The following is a 17,226-nucleotide window of genomic DNA, read 5'->3' as shown; positions in this document are numbered from 1 at the left end:
CGTATTTTTGTCGAACTCGGGTGCTCAGTTGGCAACGGCCGTTTGGCGACGGCGACGCGCGCCGACACCCAGCAGGCCGAAGCCGCCGGCGATCAGCAGTGCCCAGGTAGTCGGTTCGGGAACCGCAGTCAGCGAAATCCCATCGAGGTTTATGCTGGGAGGGTGACCACCGGGCTTTCCATGAGCCAGAAAGTTCAGCACGTTACCTCCGGTACCATTCCATGTGAAGATATGGCTCGTAGTAAACCAGCCAGAAAACCCTTGCTCCGGGAGATTTACGCCAACCAAACTTGGAGGTATGTTTTGAGTGAAAAAGTGCTGATCGCCCAGACTTACGTCCAGATAATTATCCGTTATTGCACCAGTTTCATTATCACGTTGCACGGCCCCCCAACTGAAACTTAGCTTGTATTGCTGACCTTGCACCAAACCATTGATCGATTGACTAATGGCTCCCTGGAAACTGGGATCACCATCCAGATTAATGAAATGGCCGGTGCCGTCTGGGTTCACGCAATTGTTTCCGCTTACAAAACCTAATGCCGGATTGCAATAATACGATCGCGGCATGAATGGGGGTAAGCTTGCATCGGCGAGGTTGTCGTAGATATAAACAACATTGTATGTGGTACTACCGCTCGCCCCGTGAACATCCCAATTCGGGATGTAACCGGCTGCTGGATAAGGGTTGCCACAAAAAAATGGGCTATTGCAGAAAAAGTTGACGGTACTAGTGTCGCCTGGTTTATCGAAGCTGCCATTCAGGACCAGGTTTGTCGCCTCCGCGGTGCTGCCCAGGCTTGCTGCTACCACGATACCCAGCATCAGTGATTTGATCTTCATCTAATTGGTCCTTCCAAGTAAAGTTCCCAAAGCGAATCAATGGGGCCAACCTGAGGAATGATGAATCAACTAGCCGAATCGATTGACTATTCTCACTAAAGTTAAAATCAACCGTGCTTACTTGCGGCTCTTTGTTTATCTACTGCTTCGAAGACGGGCAATGCAAATCGGTGGTAAGAGGATGGGTCGGGAGCTGCTGTTTTCGAGCAACTCCGGTTTGTTCAGCTTGTTCGTGATCGCCTTCGTGATCGAAGGATAGGGAATCAAACCGTACCAACGAGAGTAGGCTTCGGCTGCAGGGTGCGCCGGCGTGATGCGGCGAGTCCGAGGAGGCCGGCACCCAGCAGTGCCAGGGAGGCCGGTTCCGGCAGCTCGTTCAGGAAGCCGCGGATTTCACCGCCGCCAGCAAAAGTGGTATGAATGTTCAGGTACGCCCTGCCTTCAGCAAGCCCCAGGGCGAGGGCGGCTTCCGCACCTGCTGCCGTGCCGCCATTGGCGGCCAGAAACGGTGCGTTGAAGAATAGCGGATCTGTCAGGTCGAAGACTCGATCATAAGTGCCGTCCGTAAACCCGGCAGGGAAACCCGGGAAAGTCGGCGTCGTGGTGGCCACACCTACCGTGCCCGCTTCGGGAATCGCGGTGCAGCAGTGGATATGCGCGACCGTGACCGTGCCAGTCAGGCCGCTGAACGTGACGTCCAACGAAAGCGTCTGGGCAGTGCTATCGTAGACTACGTACGCCATGCCCTGGCCGGATGAAGCAACGGGGGGACTTTCCGACGGACCGTCAAGCACGGCCTGGTAGGCAATTGGTGTGGCCGACGCCGATGGTACGGCGCCGAGAGTCAGTAGTGAGAGGACGACTGCCGTCAAGGCAGAAGGAACCGAGCGAGATTTGGTCATGGTTTCCTCCGGTTTCACCCAGTGCGGGTTGTCAGGCAAGGAGCTGCCGATCATTAACAAGCAAGACTCGTGCTCACTTTAAGTTGACAATATCATTCAAGTATTTGGCGCGGCGAGCCATTTGCCGACTGCGGCAACTGTAAAGAATTCCGACAGACTGGACTCGCTTCTGCTCGTGGGCTGGCTCCGCAACGGCATGCGAAGCGATGGCAACGCCATCGCGGTGAATCGTCGGGGGGATGCTGAGGGTCGCGGTCAGGCCGAACCGGATCCGATTCCGCGTAGCGCCGGGGAAGATCAGTCGCCGTTCTTGCCCGGCTGGTTGCCGGGCCGCTCAGGCTCCGACCGCGAGACCTGCCGCGCGAGCCGCAGGGCCATCCAGGCCAGCAGGGCCACGCCGAGCAGCAGGCTGCCCCACAAGCTCCAGCGCTGCCAGTCGATCGCCACGCGCGTCGCGCTCTCGCCGGCCAGCCGGTGAGGGCTGCCGCTGCTGGCTCGGCCGATCGGCAAAGCGCCAGCCTTGTCCTCGTCCCCGGCGCGGTAGCCGGGTACCAGCGTCGCGATCGGGTAGGCGGCCGGCCCGGCGCTGCTGCTGCCATAGGCGAGTTGAAACGGTGCCGCGCCCCGGGCGGTAAAGACCAGGCGCTGTGGCACCCAGCCGGTGGCCAGAACCGGTACCCCGGTACCGAGGCCACCGCCGCGCTGATCGACGCGCAGCAGCCAGTAGCGATGGGGCACTGTGGCGGTGACGAGGTCCGGGTTGACCACCTCCTGATCAGCCGCGCCGAGCCGGTAAACGCTGCTCAGCGCAACCCGCTGCCAGGGATCGTTGCTGCGCGCGCGCGACAGGACTTCGACCGAGGCGACGGTATTGGGCTGCGGCAGGAGCAGACGCAGGCGGTCCACCGGGAACTGGCCACCGAGGTCGAAAGCGTATTCGCCGGCCTTGTCGCTGACCGCGCTCCCGGGCACCTGTTTCCACTGCCGTGGCGCCTCGACCACCGCCTCGCCCGGCTCGCCAGCAAGACCGACCAGTTCCACGGCTGGCGCGGCCGGTGGCCAGGACAGCCGAAAGTACTTTGCCCGACGTGGCAGGAACTCCACCCGCAGTTGCTCCAGCCTTTGCCCTGCCGCCACCAGCCGCAGCACCGGCGCGTCCGCTACCAGCATCTGCCAGCGTGCCAGGTCATCGCTGGCATCGACGCGCACCCTGCTGACGACGTTGTCGGCGCCGCGCGGCAGTTCAAGAACCAGCGCCTGCAGCGGCTGCTGCAGCGCCGCGGCATCGACCAGGTAACCGAGCAGTGAGGCTTCGCGCTGCGACCGCAGCTCGCCGCCGTGCATGGTGACCACCGCCCTCCCCGTCTGCCGTTCGATGCGGACCTCGAGCCCCTCGACACCGCTGCCGGCGTCGCCGCGCAGGGCAAAGAAAGGCAGCGGCAACAGCGGCTGCTTCTGGTGAACGGCGACCGGCCGCGGCAGGAAGGCATGCGGCACGGGCTCGCCGGCGGCGTTGAACACCCGCAGGTCGGCGAGGTCGGCGCGCACGACGCCTTCGTACACGGCCGGCGGCAATTCGACCTGAAACAGCGCCTGCGGGCCGCTGACCTCTAGCGGGACGCCGAAGGCGAAGTCGGCCGGTGCCTCGGCAACCGCCAGGCCAGTCAGCAGGAGCAACCCCCATGCACCCCATGTCCCGGGTAATCTCATTCCGCACGTCCTTCCCTGATCGGTGGTACCGGCGCCAGGTAGCCAATGACCAGCATCAGCACGCCGACGCCAAGGAATGACACGATGCGCTCGATCGTGCCCGCGTTCGACAGGTCGACGAGCAGCAGCTTGCCCACGACCACCGCCATCAGCCCGGCCCCCGTCAGCCACAGCGGGCGCCAGGCACGGCGGGTGGCGACGACCATTGCGGCCAGCGCCAGCAGCGTCCAGAACAGCGACAACGAAGCCTGCACCAGATCCGAGCGCAACATCGGCCCGGGGTCGAGCGGTACCCCGGCCCAGTGGTGCAGCGTGCGCAGCAGTACCGCGTTCGCCCACAGGAACGCCGCTGCGCCGGCCACGCTCCAGGCCACCGGCAGTGACAGCGCGGCGACGGGCGGCAGCCGGCGCCGGCGCACTTCGACGAACCAGGTGCCGACTGCCAGCAATGCGCCCGCCTGCGCCAGGTCGAGCGGATTCAGCACCGGCAGGTAGGGCAGCGGCCAGGGATTGCCGTCCGAAACGATGTTGCCGAAAACGAACCAGGCGGCGAGAAAGGCCGCCAGCGGCGCCGCTCCCGACACCAGGTAAGTCGCCAGGTGCGCCGCCACCGGCCAGCGGATACGCTCGCCACGCAGCGCCAGCAGGGCGAGCAGCGCACCGGGCACCAGCGCCCAGGCGATCAGCGGCCACGCCGCCCGCCCGGCCACCCAGTGGTCGATCGTCCAGGCCACCTGCCACGCCCCCAGCGCCGCCAGCAACCACAGCCGGCGGCATGCAGCCACGCCAGGTGGCGCTTGCCCGGCGCCTCATGCCGGTAGAGCAGGAAGAAGTGGGCGGCGAAGGCCAGCGGCCAGGCGAGGTAGCCGAGATGCGCGAAGGGATGGGCATCCTGGAAGCTGCTGGCGAGCGCCAGCAGGATCATCAGGGGCAGCAGCGCCAGCGCCGGGTAGCGCGCCTGCGGCCAGTGCAGGCGCCGCTCGAGAGCGCTGAAAGCCAGGCACGAGGCGGTGAAAAAGGCCAGTGCCGCATTGCCTGCAGCGCGTGGCGCACATGGCGATCGATCTCGCGCAGGCCGCCGGCAGCCCACCAGGCGACGCCCCAGGCAAACAGCAGCTGGGCGAGCCAGCGCTCTGCCGGGTGCAGTTCGTGCCGCCGCCGCTGCAGCAACCAGGCGCAGAACAGCCCGGCCAGCGCCAGCAGCAGGGCACCGAGGCAGGCGCTGTTGAGCAGCGGCCACTCGCCCGTCGCCGTCGGCAGGTCGTGCAGGTAGAAGGCGCCGGCAAGGAACTGGAGCAGGATGCCGAACAGGCGCGGCGGCAGCCGTTGCTGGCGCACGCCCACCCACAGCATCGCCGCTCCCTCGATCGCCCAGGCCGCCGAGGTCCAGCGCCCGTCGAAGGCGAGCGGGATGGCGAGTGTCGTGAACACCACGCCGAGGGCGAGAAATGCCTCGACCAGCAGGCGTTGTCCCTCGCCGCGGCGCGACCACAGCGTGCGCGCCAGCAGCAGGTAGAAAGCGCCCAGGGCGAGCGCGCTCCACGCCGATCCGTAGGCAAACTCGCGCACCAGGGCGACCTGCAGACCAAAGCAATCAGCGGCACGCCGAAGATCAGCGTGGTATCGAGGTGCCGCTCGACCGAACCCGCATCCGGGCGCGAAAACAGCACCGGGATGGCCACGTACATCAGGAAGAACAGAACCAGGAAGGGTTCGGTGGACGCATAGAGGTCCGGCCGGTAACTCAGCACGCCCCAGACCGTGGCGATGCCGAAGGTGAAAGCGAAGCCGACCAGGTTGAGCAGCCGCCAGGCCCTGAACCAGGCGATCGCCAGGATGCCGGCATTGAGCACGGCGTAGTAGCCGAACAGCGCAACGTGACTACCCTCGCCGGTCGAGGCGAGGATCGGCGCGAGAAATCCGCCCGAGGCGCCGAGCACTGCCAGGGCCAGCGAATTCTGCAGCACCGCCAGCATCGCCGACAGCGCCGCCACGGCGAGCAGCAGAGCGAAGGCCGGCCCGGCCGGAAGCAGCCCGAACAGCCGCAGCGCACCGAAGATGGTCAGGTAGAGCAGGCCGACGCCACCTCCCTGCAGCGCCAGCGCGTAGCCTTCCCGGCTGAGCCGAAGGCGCCAGCCGATGAGCAGCAGCGCCACGGCGGCAAGCGCCACCCCGGCCAGGCGAAGTTCGATCGGGACGTGCACGTGCTGGTAGGTGTACTTGAGCAGGAAAGCGACGCCGAAGAACAGGATCACGACGCCGGCGCGGGCCATCAGGTTGCCGCGCAGCAACCAATCCCGGACCGGCGAGGGCCGGCTCTCCGGCAATGCCGACTCCTGAGCGCGCAAAGGTGGTCGCCGTGCGGGTGGCGAGGGTGGCGGGGTCGCCTGCTCTGCCGCGGCGGACTCGGCAAGCCCGGTGTCTGCCGCTGCCGGCTGTTCGACGGCTGCCGGCAGCCCGCTGACCGACGCCGCGGCAGACGCTGGAACGGCCTCGGCCGTGGCCACCGGCACCGCGTCGTGCGCCGGGGATCGAACCGACGGCACCGGCACCGTTGCCGGCGGCTCGACCCCGTCAGGTGCCGCCGGCCGCTGATCGAGGCGATCGAGCTGGGCTTCGACCCGCCGCAGGCGTTCGTCGATCAGCCGGAAACGCTCATTCTCGATTTGCCGCGCCCGGCTGCCCAGCGACCAGCCGAGTATGCCGCCGAGCAGCGCACCAATGATCCACAGGCCGGACCAGATCTGCCCGGCGAGAAGCGCCCCCAGTACTGCCCACAAGAACCACATCTGCGCTGCCCTCCCCCGATGCCTGCTACCCGCTCGACGCTGGTCGCAAAGGCCAAGTCTAGCAGCGAAACGCCTCTGATCGATCGGCCGGAGCCCATGCCCGGGGGAGCGCTGCCCGCTTCCTCAGTCCTGCGCCAGCGCCAGTCCTGCTCGCCGGACGGCTGGCGCTGGCGAACATGGCCCGCGCGCAATTGGCCCGCGTCAGGCACAATGACGCCACCCAACCAACTGCCGGAGTCCCGTCTTGCTCGCCGCCCTTCAACGCTGGTTTGCCGACAACATCCTTGAGCTCGGCCGTGAAATGCGGCTTTCCTATTTGCCGCCGCTGATGGTCTATGTCGCGGCCGGCGTGTCCGGCCTGACGGGAATCGTCGGGACCTTCTTCGTCAAGGAGTATCTCGGACTTTCGGCGGCCTTTCTCGCGGCACTCGGCTTCTGGGCCGGTATTCCGTGGGCACTGAAGATGCCGCTCGGCCATCTCGTTGACCTGATCTGGCGGCACAAGGCCGGACTGGTATGGCTGGGTGCGGCACTGATCGCGGCCAGCCTGCTGATCATGCTCGGACTGGTGGCCAACCCGCTGCGCATGGGCGAGTGGATGTCGCTCGAAGCCTGGTTCGTGCTCTCCGCCCTGCTCTCGCCGGTCGGCTACGTCCTGCAGGACGTGGTCGCCGATGCGATGACCGTCGAAGCCGTGCCACGGGTGGACGAGCACGGCCAGCCGCTGCCACCCGAGCAGCGACGGCTGATGAACACCACGCTGCAGACGCTCGGCCGCGTGGCGATCATCGGTGGCGGGGTTGCTCGTCTCGCTGGTCAACGTCGTCATGTTCCAGGGCGTCGAGAACTTGCCGAAGGCGGCCAAGGCGGCGGTCTACGCCCAGGTCTATGGCATGGCGCTGGTCATCCCCGCGATCTCGGTCGCCGGCGTGCTGCTGGCGGCGCTGCTCAGGCGGCGCGACGCCCGGCGGCTGCGCGCCCGCGGCTTCGACGAGGCCGCGCTGCGCACCATGCTTCAGCCCGCTCTCGACCCGGTCAGGCCCAACTGGTGGATCCTCGGCGGCAGCCTGGTCTTCGTCGCCATCAGCCTCTCGGTCGGCCTCGCGCAGGTCGAGTTCAGCCAGGAGATCGTCTTTGTCAGCTCCTTCGCCGTCATCACCTTCCTGATGGCGAAGCTGCTCCGGGAACTGGACGAGGACGCGCGGCGCACCCTGCTCGGGACGGCGATCGTGATCTTCGTCTTCCGTGCCATGCCCGGTCCCGGCGCCGGCTCGACCTGGTGGATGATCGACTCGCTGGGCTTCGATCAGTCCTTCCTCGCGCAGCTCTCGCTGATCGGCAGCGTGCTGACCCTGTTCGGCCTGTTCCTCTTCCGCCGCTTCATGGGGGAGCGTTCGATCGCCTACATCGTCGGCTTCCTGACGCTCACCGGCACGCTGCTCAGCCTGCCGACGCTCGGCATGTACTACGGCCTGCACGAATGGACCGCGGCACATACCGGTGGCGTCGTCGACGCGCGCTTCATTGCGCTGATCGATACCGCGCTCGAATCACCCCTCGGGCAGATCGCCATGGTGCCGATGCTGGCATGGATCGCCAATTCGGCGCCGGCCAACCTGAAAGCCACCTACTTCGCCGTGATGGCCTCGTTCACCAACCTGGCGCTGTCGGCCGCCCAACTCGGCACCAAGTACCTGAACCAGATCTTCGAAGTCACCCGCGAGGTGCGCGACCCGGTGACCAACGCGATCAAGGTGCCCGCCGACTACGGCGACCTGGGTGCGCTCTTCATGGTAGCGATTGCCTTGGGCCTGATCCTGCCCTTCGCCGCGATCTGGGTGACGCGGCTGCTGAAGCTGCGCAGCGCCTGATCGTCTGGACCGCGTGCGCGGGCCCGGCCTCAGGCGAGGAAATCCCGAATTGACTATGGCTCCAATCGCCAGCCATACTTGCTGACACCACATTGACTTTCTCACCCCTGGAGACCCGGGACATGAACAGAATCATCCTTACCCTGACGACCGCCAGCTTCGCGGTCAGCTCGCTGGTAGGTTGCGCCGGCATGACCGAAACCCAGCGTGACACCACGACCGGCGCCGCAATCGGTGCTGTGGCCGGTGCAGTGGTCGGCCGCGCGACGGCGGGCGGCAGCAAGGGCAAGAGTACCGCCACCGGGGCTGCCGTCGGTGCGGCGCTCGGGGCGGCCGGGGGCTATCTGTGGTCGCAGCGTATGCAGGAACAGAAGGCGACGATGGAGCAGGCCACTGCCGGCACGGGGGTGCAGGTGTCACAAACGGCCGATAACCAGCTCAAACTGGACATCCCGAGCGACATCTCCTTCGATGTCGGCCGCTATGACATCAAGCCGGACATGCGCCCGGTGCTTGATCGCCTGGCCAACAGCCTCAACCAGCACCCGGTGACGACGATCAGGATCATCGGCCATACCGACAGCACGGGCAACGATGCGGTGAACAATCCCCTGTCGGTCAACCGGGCGGCAGCGACGCGTGACTACCTGGCCATGCGTGGCGTGTCGTCGAGTCGCATGGCGATCGACGGTCTTGGTTCGCGTCAACCAATCGCCGACAATGCAACGGCAGCTGGTCGCGCGATGAACCGTCGCGTCGAGATTTTCATCGCGGAACCGCCTCGCTGAGCAACCACGTTGATCGGAACATCATGGCCACTGCAGCGAAAAAGAGCGTAACCACGGGCACGACGAAGCCTGCCGAGACCTCGGCCAGCGCCGGGCCCCACATGCGCTTCCATCATTCGCAGGCGCTGCGCGATAAAGCCGATGCCGTGCTGGCGGCGCTTGAAAACACCCCCGCCGATACGCGGCATGGCGCGGCGGTCGCCGAACTGGTCGCCGAACTCACCCAGGCGGGGATGGACTATTACTTCCTGAAGGCGCTCAGGCGTGCCCAAGTCGGCATGCTCGCCGAGCAGTCAGCACGCCTCGCTATGGCCGGCGCGGTCAAACTCGTCAGTACCGTCAGCCGCAAATACCTCGTCGGGATGAATCAGACCCAGCTGCTGCAGGTTGCTGCGCACATGCGGGACCTCTCCCGATAGCATGCATTTCGGGACTGCATTTCCATGCATTTCGGGGACAGTATAGTAAATACAGTGTTGCGCTGACCACAACACGCGCCTCTGCGATCGGCGAGCCTGAGCGCCAGGGTGCCAGGGTGCCAGGGTGCCAGGGTGCCAGGGTGCCAGGGTGCCAGGGTGCCAGGGCGCGCCGCGTTTGCAGAATTTCTCGCCGAGCCTGAACTTGCGGCCGCGCGCGAAGACTCACCTTATAGCGGATACCGATACACGCTGGCGTCGGCTGACTTCGGACCACGACGACAGCCGTGAAGTTTGCCTACGCGCTGGCGGTATCGGAAGAGAATGCCGCCGGCGGCGAAGTGGTGACCGCGCCGACCTGCGGTGCCTGCGGCGTGCTGCCCGCCGTCCTCTTCTTCCTGCAACAGAATGCGCGGCTGCCGGATGAGAAGATCCACCGCGCGTTGGCGACGGCCGGGATGATCGGCAACATCGTCAAGCGCAACGCGTCGATCTCGGGAGCCGAAGTCGGCTGCCAGGGCGAGGTCGGGACGGCCTGCGCGATGGCGGCCGCCGCCGCGCAACTCCTGGGGGGTTCGGTACGGCAAATCGAGTACGCGGCGGAGATGGGTCTGGAACATCATCTGGGCCTCACCTGCGACCCGATCGGCGGCTACGTTCAGATTCCCTGCATCGAACGCAATGCAATCGCCGCCGTCCGCGCCGTCGACTGCGCGGCCTACGCCCTGCTCTCCGACGGCCACCACATCGTCTCCTTCGACGAGGTGGTTCGTACCATGTGGGAGACGGGTTGCGACCTCAAGGCGAGTTACCGCGAGACCGCGCGCGGTGGCCTGGCCAGGGTCCACGCCCTGCGCAGGAAGGACGCCGGAAGCTTCCACGGCATGGGAAGTTGAGCGCTGTCGACGGGTCGACGCTTGTGGGTGACGACCGCTGCAAAGTTGGACTGACTCTCCCCGAGAGGCGGAAATCTGGCAATTAAATATACTGTCCCCGAACTAGATCCAACAGATCGCGGTTGCCGCGTTGAGTTCCCTTACAATGCGTGAGGGGGGCAGTCTTAACGAGGGGGCGACTGAGAGTGATCGACGATACCCGCCAGCGCAAGTCCTGGCTCGACGGATTCATGGCTTACCCGATGCCGGTTGGCTCGGCCGAAGCCCAGGTACGGCGCAACGTATCGCACCTTGATCAGCGACTTTATTCGTTGTGGAACCTTGGCGAGAATCTGATCTACGCATGGACCTTGCTGCCACGCGGCTTGCTGGTGCTGCTCGCGCCGCATACGCTGCTCATCGAGTTCGTCGGCGAGGCGAGCGATGAAGGCGAATCCCGGCGCCGATCGGCCCTGCTGCAGGAGCTGCTGGCGCGACGGACGCATCTGCCGCCAGACGACTTCGCTCAGATCGCCAGCGAACTGAGGGTGACGCCGCATTCGGTCGAGCTTCCATTCTCGCCGCTCGAAGACCTCGGCCTGCCACTGCTGGCGGCGCTGGTCGAGCGCTACGGACTCCGCCTGGTCGAAGACCGTGCAGTGATCCTGCTTGATGCCGTGGGCTTTTCGCTGCGGCCGCCGTTACACCAGGTGGTCCAGCTCAACAGTCTGTCGTGCTCGGTCAATGCTGCGTACGCCCGCTTGCTCGATCGCGAAATCAACATCAACTTCGCGCGGACGACGACAGGTGACGGCTTTTACATCTGGAACCGGATGCGCGGGGTCGCCGCCAACGTAGAGCTTTATCAGCTCATGCAGTTCATTCTTGCCGACAACGCGCTGGCGAGCGAGCGAACCTCGCTGCCGGGCGCGGTGCCACAACTGCGCGCCTGCTTCCACGTCGGGTCGCATTACGAGTTCCACCAATCCGAGGGACTGAACCCGACGTCGTTCAGCTACCTGGTCGGTCCGGTGACGATCGAGCTGGCGCGCATGATCGAGCGTGCACTGCCAGGACAGATTCTGGTGGGCAAGTTCGAGACGCAGATGATCGACGAAGCCGACGGACGCACCGTCACTCTCGACAGCCTCGACTTTGTGCAGCGTGCGCGCGAGCTGACGCGGCAGCTCAACGGTGTCAGCCTGGCTGGAGCCGAGATCGATTCCATCACCTGCTACCTTACCGGACCACCGATCCGCGCCGCCGAAGGCCAGCTCGGCGATGCCTACCATATTCGCGAGTACGAGCTCACCGACAAGCACGGCCAGCCGCATCGAGTCTTCAACGCCAAGATCAACATCCATCGCCGCGCCGGTCGACCGGTTCTGCTCGGCTTGCGCGACGCAGACCTGCAGGGCTTCGCCGCCAGGGTCGCTGCCTTGCGGTGAGATCTGTTGACGTTGGCCAACAGCGGCGGCTCGCGCTGCGGCTAGACCTTCTCCGGCTCGCGGAGCCGCAGCCGAAGGTCAACCGTGCCGCGATCGGCGCCCGTCGTGAGCTGGAAACCGAGGTGCTTGGCCAACCGCTGCATGCGCAGGTTGCCGTCGAGCGCTTCGCCACGCAACTCACCGATGCCGCGCCGGCGGCAGTAGCTGATCAGGCTCTGCATCAACAGCCGTCCGAGTCCCTGGCCCTTGAGAGCAGATCGGACGACGACGGCAAAGTCAGCAAAGGCATTGCCCGGCTCGGCAACCGCGCGCACCTCGCCGAGCGAATGCTCGACCCCGTCGCCGTCGCGCTCGATCGCCACCAGCGCCATCTCCCGATCGTAGTCGATCTGACTGAAGCGGGCGAGGCGGGCACGCGGCAGGCTCCGGATCGAATCAAAAAAGCGCATGCGGGAATCTTCGGGATCCAGCGAGTTGAGGAGTTCACCAAGGGTCGTCTCGTCCTCCGGTCGAAGCGGCCGGATCAGGAGCGTGCGGCCACACCATTCCACTGGCTGCTCAAGTTCTTTCGGGTAGGGTCGAATCGCAAAGCGGCGCAGGCCCGTCCTGCGAGCCGCCCGGCCGATGCCGATGTGCGCTTCCAGAACGATCACACCCGAGGTCTCGACATGCAGCGGATCGAGCGTCACACCGGTCAGCTCGTCGAGGTCCGTGAGCAGTTGCGACAAGCGAACGAGCGCATTGCTGACCGCTGCCTGCAGCGCCTCCCGATCGTCTTCGGGCATCCCTTCGGCAAAGCGGCTGCGCGTGACCAGATCGCGGGCCAGTACCAGGTTGAGCGGCGGCAGCGCGACGACGAGGCGTCCCATGCGGCCGCCCGCGGCCGACGCCAGGCCAAGGAAGATCACCGGACCGAACACCGGATCGTCGGCCACACCGAGGCGCATTGCCGGCGCGCCGCTGCGGGCGACGCTCGATCGCAGTCGATAGCGGCTGACCCGGCTGCCCGGGCGCTGCGTCCGCGCACTGCTGCGCAGCCCGCGGGCGGCGATCCGGATCTCGGCCGGCGAGCGCAGTCCCGACGCGACCTGAGCAAACTCGGCCCCATCGGCAAGCAGCAGCCCGAGATCGACCGGATAGCCGAGATCGCCGGCAGCCAGGATCGCCGCATCGATGCTGCCGGCCAGCGGCGAGTCGGCGACCGCAATCCCGTAGGCCTGCAGCAGACGCCGCGCCTGGCGGGGCGACAAGGCCCCTGCCCCGCCATCGATCGCCTCCCTGAGCACGCTGCGGGCGGCGTCGACATCCGGCGAGAAACTCTCCGCCAGCGACGGCGGCATCTGCTGGAGCAACCGGCGATTGCGCCGGTAATTGACGACACCGAGAAAGACCGCGATCGCCTTTTCCGGCGAGTCATGGCTCAACACCGCGTTCGCCGCCGCAATCCGTTGCGCTTCGAGCATTGCGGCGCCGCCGACCCAGCAGGTGAAGACGCTGCGCTCGGCTGTGCCGGACACCTCGCATATCGCCGTAGCAACGTCGGCGCTGGCGGCGAACGGCGACGGCGAGCAGACGGTCAGCACGGTGTCGGTATTGCTGTCGGCGAGCACGGCCGAGAGCGCTGCTGCCCAGTGGCTCGGCCTGACATCGGATGGCAGCGCCAGCGGGTTGGACAGCGATGAACGGGTCTGCAGCAGTTCCTCGAGGTGCTTGACGGTGTCGCGGGAGAGGCTGCCCAGCTCGCCGCCGGAACGTAGGAGCGTGTCGCCGGCAATCCGCCCGAGGCCGTGGCCGTTGGCCAGGATGGTCAGGCGCTCGCCGCGCAGAGGGCGCACCCGCGCCATCGCCTCGATGGCTTCAAACACATCGCCCAGGGTGTCGATGCGCACCCAGCCGGCGCGTTGCAGGGCCGCCTCGTAGACGTCGTCGGCATTGAATGGCGTGGTCACCGGGTGCCGTGGCTTCACCGGTCCGCCGCGAATGGCGACAACCGGTTTGTTGCGCGCGGCGCCACGTGCCGCTGACATGAACTTGCGTCCGCCGGAGATTTCGTCGAACTGCACCAGGATCGACTGGGTGTCCCGGTCTACCGCCAGCCAGTCGAGCACGTCGGCCAGATCGACATCCATACTGGCGCCGAGGTGCAGTACCGTCGAAAAACCGATGCCCCGGCTACCGGCACGATCAAGCACGGCAGCGGTGATGGCCGTCGATTGAGTGATCAGGGCAACCTTTCCCGGCCTGATCGAAACCGGGGCGGCGCTGGCGTTGAGACCTCGCGCCGGAACGACGAGGCCACCGCTGCCCGGGCCGAGGATGCGGATCAGGTACGGTCGCGCCGCCTCAAGGATGGCCTTGCGCGCCGCCGCGATCTCGTTGCTGCTCATCCTGTGCCATAGCCAGGGCCCAACGATCACGCCGCGCGTCCCACGTGCACCCAGTTGCGTGATGATCGACGGCACCCTGTCCAGCGTCGCGCAGATGATCGCCAGGTCGGGCACGACCTCGAACTCGTCCAGGCGGACATCGGTACCGATGCCGAACAGCGAGCGTTTCCTGGCGCCCACGGAAATGACCGGACCGGCAAATCCGCCGGCAACCAGATTGGCAATCACCACCTCGGCATAGCGACTCGGCTCGTCGGGTTCGGCGACAACCGCGACCGACCGGGGACGAAACAGGAATTCGAGGTTTCGGACAGTCATTGTGGTCTCGTCAGCACGGCAGGATTTCGGCCAACAGTATGCTTGATTTTCTCCGCAGCGTCGCGCCCCAGTTGCGGGAATGCCCAGGCGTTGAAAGCGTTGCGTTCGCCACACTCGGGTCGCTGCATCAGGGAAACGCAAAATTGCCGTTATCCATCTGCATCAGCGAACGCGTCGGCGCCAACGCGCTTCTTCGGTGGGCCTCGGCACGCGGCAGCAGACGGTCAAAGTAGAACTCTGCGGTCTGAATCTTGGCACGATAGAAGTCGGCTGATTCTGCCCCCTGGCCACTGCGCAGACGCTGACGGGCCTGCTCGGCCTGCAGGGCCCAGAAGTGGCCCATCATCACATAGCCCGAATACATCAGGTAGTCGACGCTCGTCGAGCCGACGAGGTCCCGATCCCTGGCCGCCCGCCACATGATTCTCAGCGTGAGTAGATTCCACTGGATGGCATGCCTGGTCAGCGAGCGGGCCATGCGGCCCTTTGACCCGCGTGCGGCCAGATGCGGCCCGGCAAGGCGCAGCATGATGCGCGTGAAGTCGCGGACGCATTTTCCCCGGCTGCCGATCAATACCTTGCGGCCCAGCAGGTCAAGTGCCTGGATGCCGGTGGTGCCTTCGTACAGGGTGGCGATGCGTGCATCGCGAGCAATCTGCTCCATGCCGTGCTCGTGGATGTAGCCATGGCCGCCAAACACCTGCATGCCGAGGTTGGCCGCCTCGAGACCCATTTCAGTCAGAAAGCCCTTGAGGATCGGCGTGTAGAAGCCGAGCATGTTGTCGTACTGCGCCTGCGCCGCACGATCGTCTTCGAGCACCGCATTGAACATCAGGTCGGCGGTCTGAGCGGCCGCATAAATCATCGCTCGGCCACCTTCCGCGATGGCTTTCTGGGTGAGCAGCATGCGCCGTACATCGGGGTGCCAGATCAAGGCGTCGGCAATCGAGTCGGGTTCCTTTTTCCCCGACAGCGCTCGCATCGAGCGGCGATCCCGGGCATAGGACAGCGCACCCTGAAACGAGGCCTCTGCGTGCGCGATGCCCTGCAGCGCGATGCCGATGCGCGCGGTGTTCATGAAGGTGAACATGGCTTCCAGCCCCTTGTTGGGCTCGAAGATCAGGTGGCCGACCGCGGCATCGAAATTCAGCACGGCCGTTGCCGAGGCGCGGATGCCCATCTTGTGTTCGATCGATCCGCAACTGACCGCGTTTCGCTGGCCAGCCGAACCGTCCGAATCGACGAGGAATTTCGGTACGACGAACAGCGAGATGCCGCGGGTTCCCGCCGGTGCATCGGGCAGGCGGGCGAGAACGATATGCACGATGTTCTCGGCCAGATCGTGATCGCCGGCGGAAATGAACATCTTGGTGCCGGTGATCCGGTAGCTGCCATCGGGCTGCGGTTCAGCCCGCGTTCTGATCTGCGCCAGATCGGTGCCGCATTGTGGCTCGGTCAGGCACATGGTGCCGGTCCACTCGCCGCTGACCAGAGCGGGCAGATACTGTGATCTCTGTGCCTCGCTGGCGTAGCGCAGCAGCGTGTTGATGCAGCCCAGGCTCAGCCCCGGATACATGCTGAACGACCAGTTGGCCGCACCCATCATCTCGGCCTTGAAGACACTGAGCGAGGTCGGCAGGCCCTGGCCACCGTATTCGACCGGAAACGAGAGGCCCTGCCAGCCACCGTCGACGAACTGTCGGTAGGCTTCCCTGAATCCGGCCGGGGTACTGACCTTGCCGGCATTGAAGTGGCAACCCTCCTGATCTCCGGACAGATTCAGGGGTGCAAGTACCTCTTCACACCAGCTTGCCGCAGCTTCGAGTATCGCCTCAACCATCTCGGGCGTTGCCTCGGCGCCGTTCGCCAGCCGGGCATAGTGCGCCGGATAGTCGAACACCTCGTTCATCAGGAAGCGCATGTCGCGCAGGGGAGCTTTGTAGGTTGGCATGGTGCGGTCTTTCGGGAAAGGGACAGAGGGTCTCGGCACCGCCCGCCAATGGCGGTCAACGGCGACTGCTCAGTGTTTTCAGGATACGACAGTCTGTGTACGAGTGTCCACTGAATAAATAGGTAGGTGACTCGGTTTTTTCTCGTCAGAGCAAGCCACACCATTGTGCAGAACACGCGCCACTGTCAAACCGATGTCCTTTTAAATACAACTGTTCTAGAATGCCAGGCCATGAACGCTACCCAGCCACCCGGAAAACGCCCATCGAAGAATCCCGAGACACTGTCTCGCAGTGCGCGCAAGGATCTGACGCGCGCCAGTCTCCTGCAGGCGGCGTTGACGCTGATGGGCGAGGGACGCAGCTTCACCAGTCTTGGCCTGCGCGAAATCGCGCGCGAAGCCGGCGTCGTACCGAACGCCTTCTATCGTCACTTTCGCAATACCGATGAACTGGGCCTGGTGCTGGTCGAGGAAGCGGGAATCACCCTGCGCCGTCTGTTGCGCGAGGCACGCAAGATGGAGGTGGCGCCGCGCGACATGCTGCGCCGTTCGGTCCAGGTCTACCAGGAACACGTGAAGCGCAACCGCCTGCAGTTCGTGTTCATCTCGAGCGAGCGATCAGGGGGCAGCCGCATCCTGCGCCTGGCGATCCGCAATGACGTGACCCACTTCACCAACGAAATGGCGCAGGATTTCCGGCTGCGTGGCCTGTACACCCACCTGCCCACGGCGAACCTGCAAATGGTTTGCGGCATGATCGTGATGACCATGCTCGCGGCGGCTACCGACATTCTCGACCTGCCCCCCGGCCAACCCCTGCTCGAAACCGAAATGTCGGAGAACTTCGTGCAACAGCTCAAGATCATCCTGTATGGCGCCACACGCCTGAACGAGTCGTTTGCGGCGTCGGCATGAGCACCCCGACCCC

At 65.2% G+C, this 17,226-nt stretch carries 11 protein-coding genes and 3 pseudogenes; 6 read left to right on the top strand and 8 right to left on the bottom strand.

Annotation, left to right across the window (positions count from 1 at the left end; genetic code table 11):
* Nucleotides 1-24: 24 nt before the first annotated feature.
* The 6 genes and pseudogenes from V5B44_RS12335 to V5B44_RS12310 form a co-directional block, all read right to left on the bottom strand.
* Nucleotides 25-843: a PEP-CTERM sorting domain-containing protein gene (locus V5B44_RS12335; protein ID WP_332359317.1), complete on the bottom strand. Its 819-nt coding sequence runs from the start codon at nt 841-843 to the stop codon at nt 25-27.
* A gap of 263 nt (nt 844-1,106) precedes the next feature.
* Nucleotides 1,107-1,799 (bottom strand): CHRD domain-containing protein, encoded by a 693-nt coding sequence (locus V5B44_RS12330; protein WP_332359606.1) that lies wholly within the window; start codon nt 1,797-1,799, stop codon nt 1,107-1,109.
* Nucleotides 1,800-2,042: 243 nt separating this feature from the next.
* Nucleotides 2,043-3,455 (bottom strand): DUF3999 domain-containing protein, encoded by a 1,413-nt coding sequence (locus V5B44_RS12325; protein WP_332359316.1) that lies wholly within the window; start codon nt 3,453-3,455, stop codon nt 2,043-2,045.
* Entirely contained in the window at nt 3,452-4,189 is a 738-nt protein-coding gene (locus V5B44_RS12320) for a DUF2339 domain-containing protein (protein WP_332359315.1), read from the bottom strand. The genes V5B44_RS12325 and V5B44_RS12320 overlap by 4 nt, the downstream gene beginning before the upstream one ends.
* Complete coding sequence (locus V5B44_RS12315) at nt 4,138-4,380, bottom strand: hypothetical protein (protein WP_332359314.1); 243 nt, start codon at nt 4,378-4,380, stop codon at nt 4,138-4,140. Before V5B44_RS12315 ends, V5B44_RS12320 begins: the two co-directional genes overlap by 52 nt.
* A pseudogene (locus tag V5B44_RS12310) lies at nt 4,380-5,728 on the bottom strand (DUF2339 domain-containing protein). Before V5B44_RS12310 ends, V5B44_RS12315 begins: the two are co-directional and overlap by 1 nt.
* 760 nt (nt 5,729-6,488) lie before the next feature.
* Between V5B44_RS12310 and V5B44_RS12305 the strand changes: the two are divergent.
* The 5 genes and pseudogenes from V5B44_RS12305 (at nt 6,489) to V5B44_RS12285 (ending at nt 11,642) form a co-directional block, all read left to right on the top strand.
* A pseudogene (locus tag V5B44_RS12305) lies at nt 6,489-8,115 on the top strand (hypothetical protein).
* 122 nt (nt 8,116-8,237) lie between these two features.
* Nucleotides 8,238-8,903: an OmpA family protein gene (locus tag V5B44_RS12300; RefSeq protein WP_332359313.1), complete on the top strand. Its 666-nt coding sequence runs from the start codon at nt 8,238-8,240 to the stop codon at nt 8,901-8,903.
* Nucleotides 8,904-8,926: 23 nt separating this feature from the next.
* Nucleotides 8,927-9,322 carry a hypothetical protein gene (locus tag V5B44_RS12295; RefSeq protein ID WP_332359312.1) on the top strand — a complete coding sequence of 132 codons (396 nt, stop codon included), beginning with the start codon at nt 8,927-8,929 and terminating at the stop codon, nt 9,320-9,322.
* Between the two features lie 290 nt (nt 9,323-9,612).
* Nucleotides 9,613-10,215 (top strand): annotated as a pseudogene (locus V5B44_RS12290) (L-serine ammonia-lyase, iron-sulfur-dependent, subunit beta); the annotation flags it as partial.
* 185 nt (nt 10,216-10,400) lie between these two features.
* A complete protein-coding gene (locus V5B44_RS12285) occupies nt 10,401-11,642 on the top strand; it encodes a hypothetical protein (protein WP_332359311.1) in 1,242 nt (413 codons plus the stop codon).
* 41 nt (nt 11,643-11,683) lie between these two features.
* Here the strand turns inward: V5B44_RS12285 and V5B44_RS12280 are convergent, their stop codons facing one another.
* Together V5B44_RS12280 and V5B44_RS12275 are read right to left on the bottom strand one after the other, a co-directional pair.
* A complete protein-coding gene (locus V5B44_RS12280) occupies nt 11,684-14,347 on the bottom strand; it encodes a bifunctional acetate--CoA ligase family protein/GNAT family N-acetyltransferase (RefSeq protein WP_332359310.1) in 2,664 nt (887 codons plus the stop codon).
* A 127-nt stretch (nt 14,348-14,474) separates the two neighbouring features.
* Nucleotides 14,475-16,298, bottom strand: a complete 1,824-nt coding sequence (locus V5B44_RS12275; protein ID WP_332359308.1) for an acyl-CoA dehydrogenase C-terminal domain-containing protein — start codon at nt 16,296-16,298, stop codon at nt 14,475-14,477.
* Between the two features lie 231 nt (nt 16,299-16,529).
* On the opposite strand from V5B44_RS12275, the gene fabR reads away from it, so the two are divergent.
* Complete coding sequence (gene fabR, locus V5B44_RS12270) at nt 16,530-17,213, top strand: HTH-type transcriptional repressor FabR (protein WP_332359307.1); 684 nt, start codon at nt 16,530-16,532, stop codon at nt 17,211-17,213.
* Nucleotides 17,214-17,226 lie beyond the last annotated feature (13 nt).

The sequence above is a fragment of the Candidatus Accumulibacter necessarius genome (genome assembly GCF_036625085.1).
This window is presented reverse-complemented; position numbering and strand designations above follow the sequence as displayed.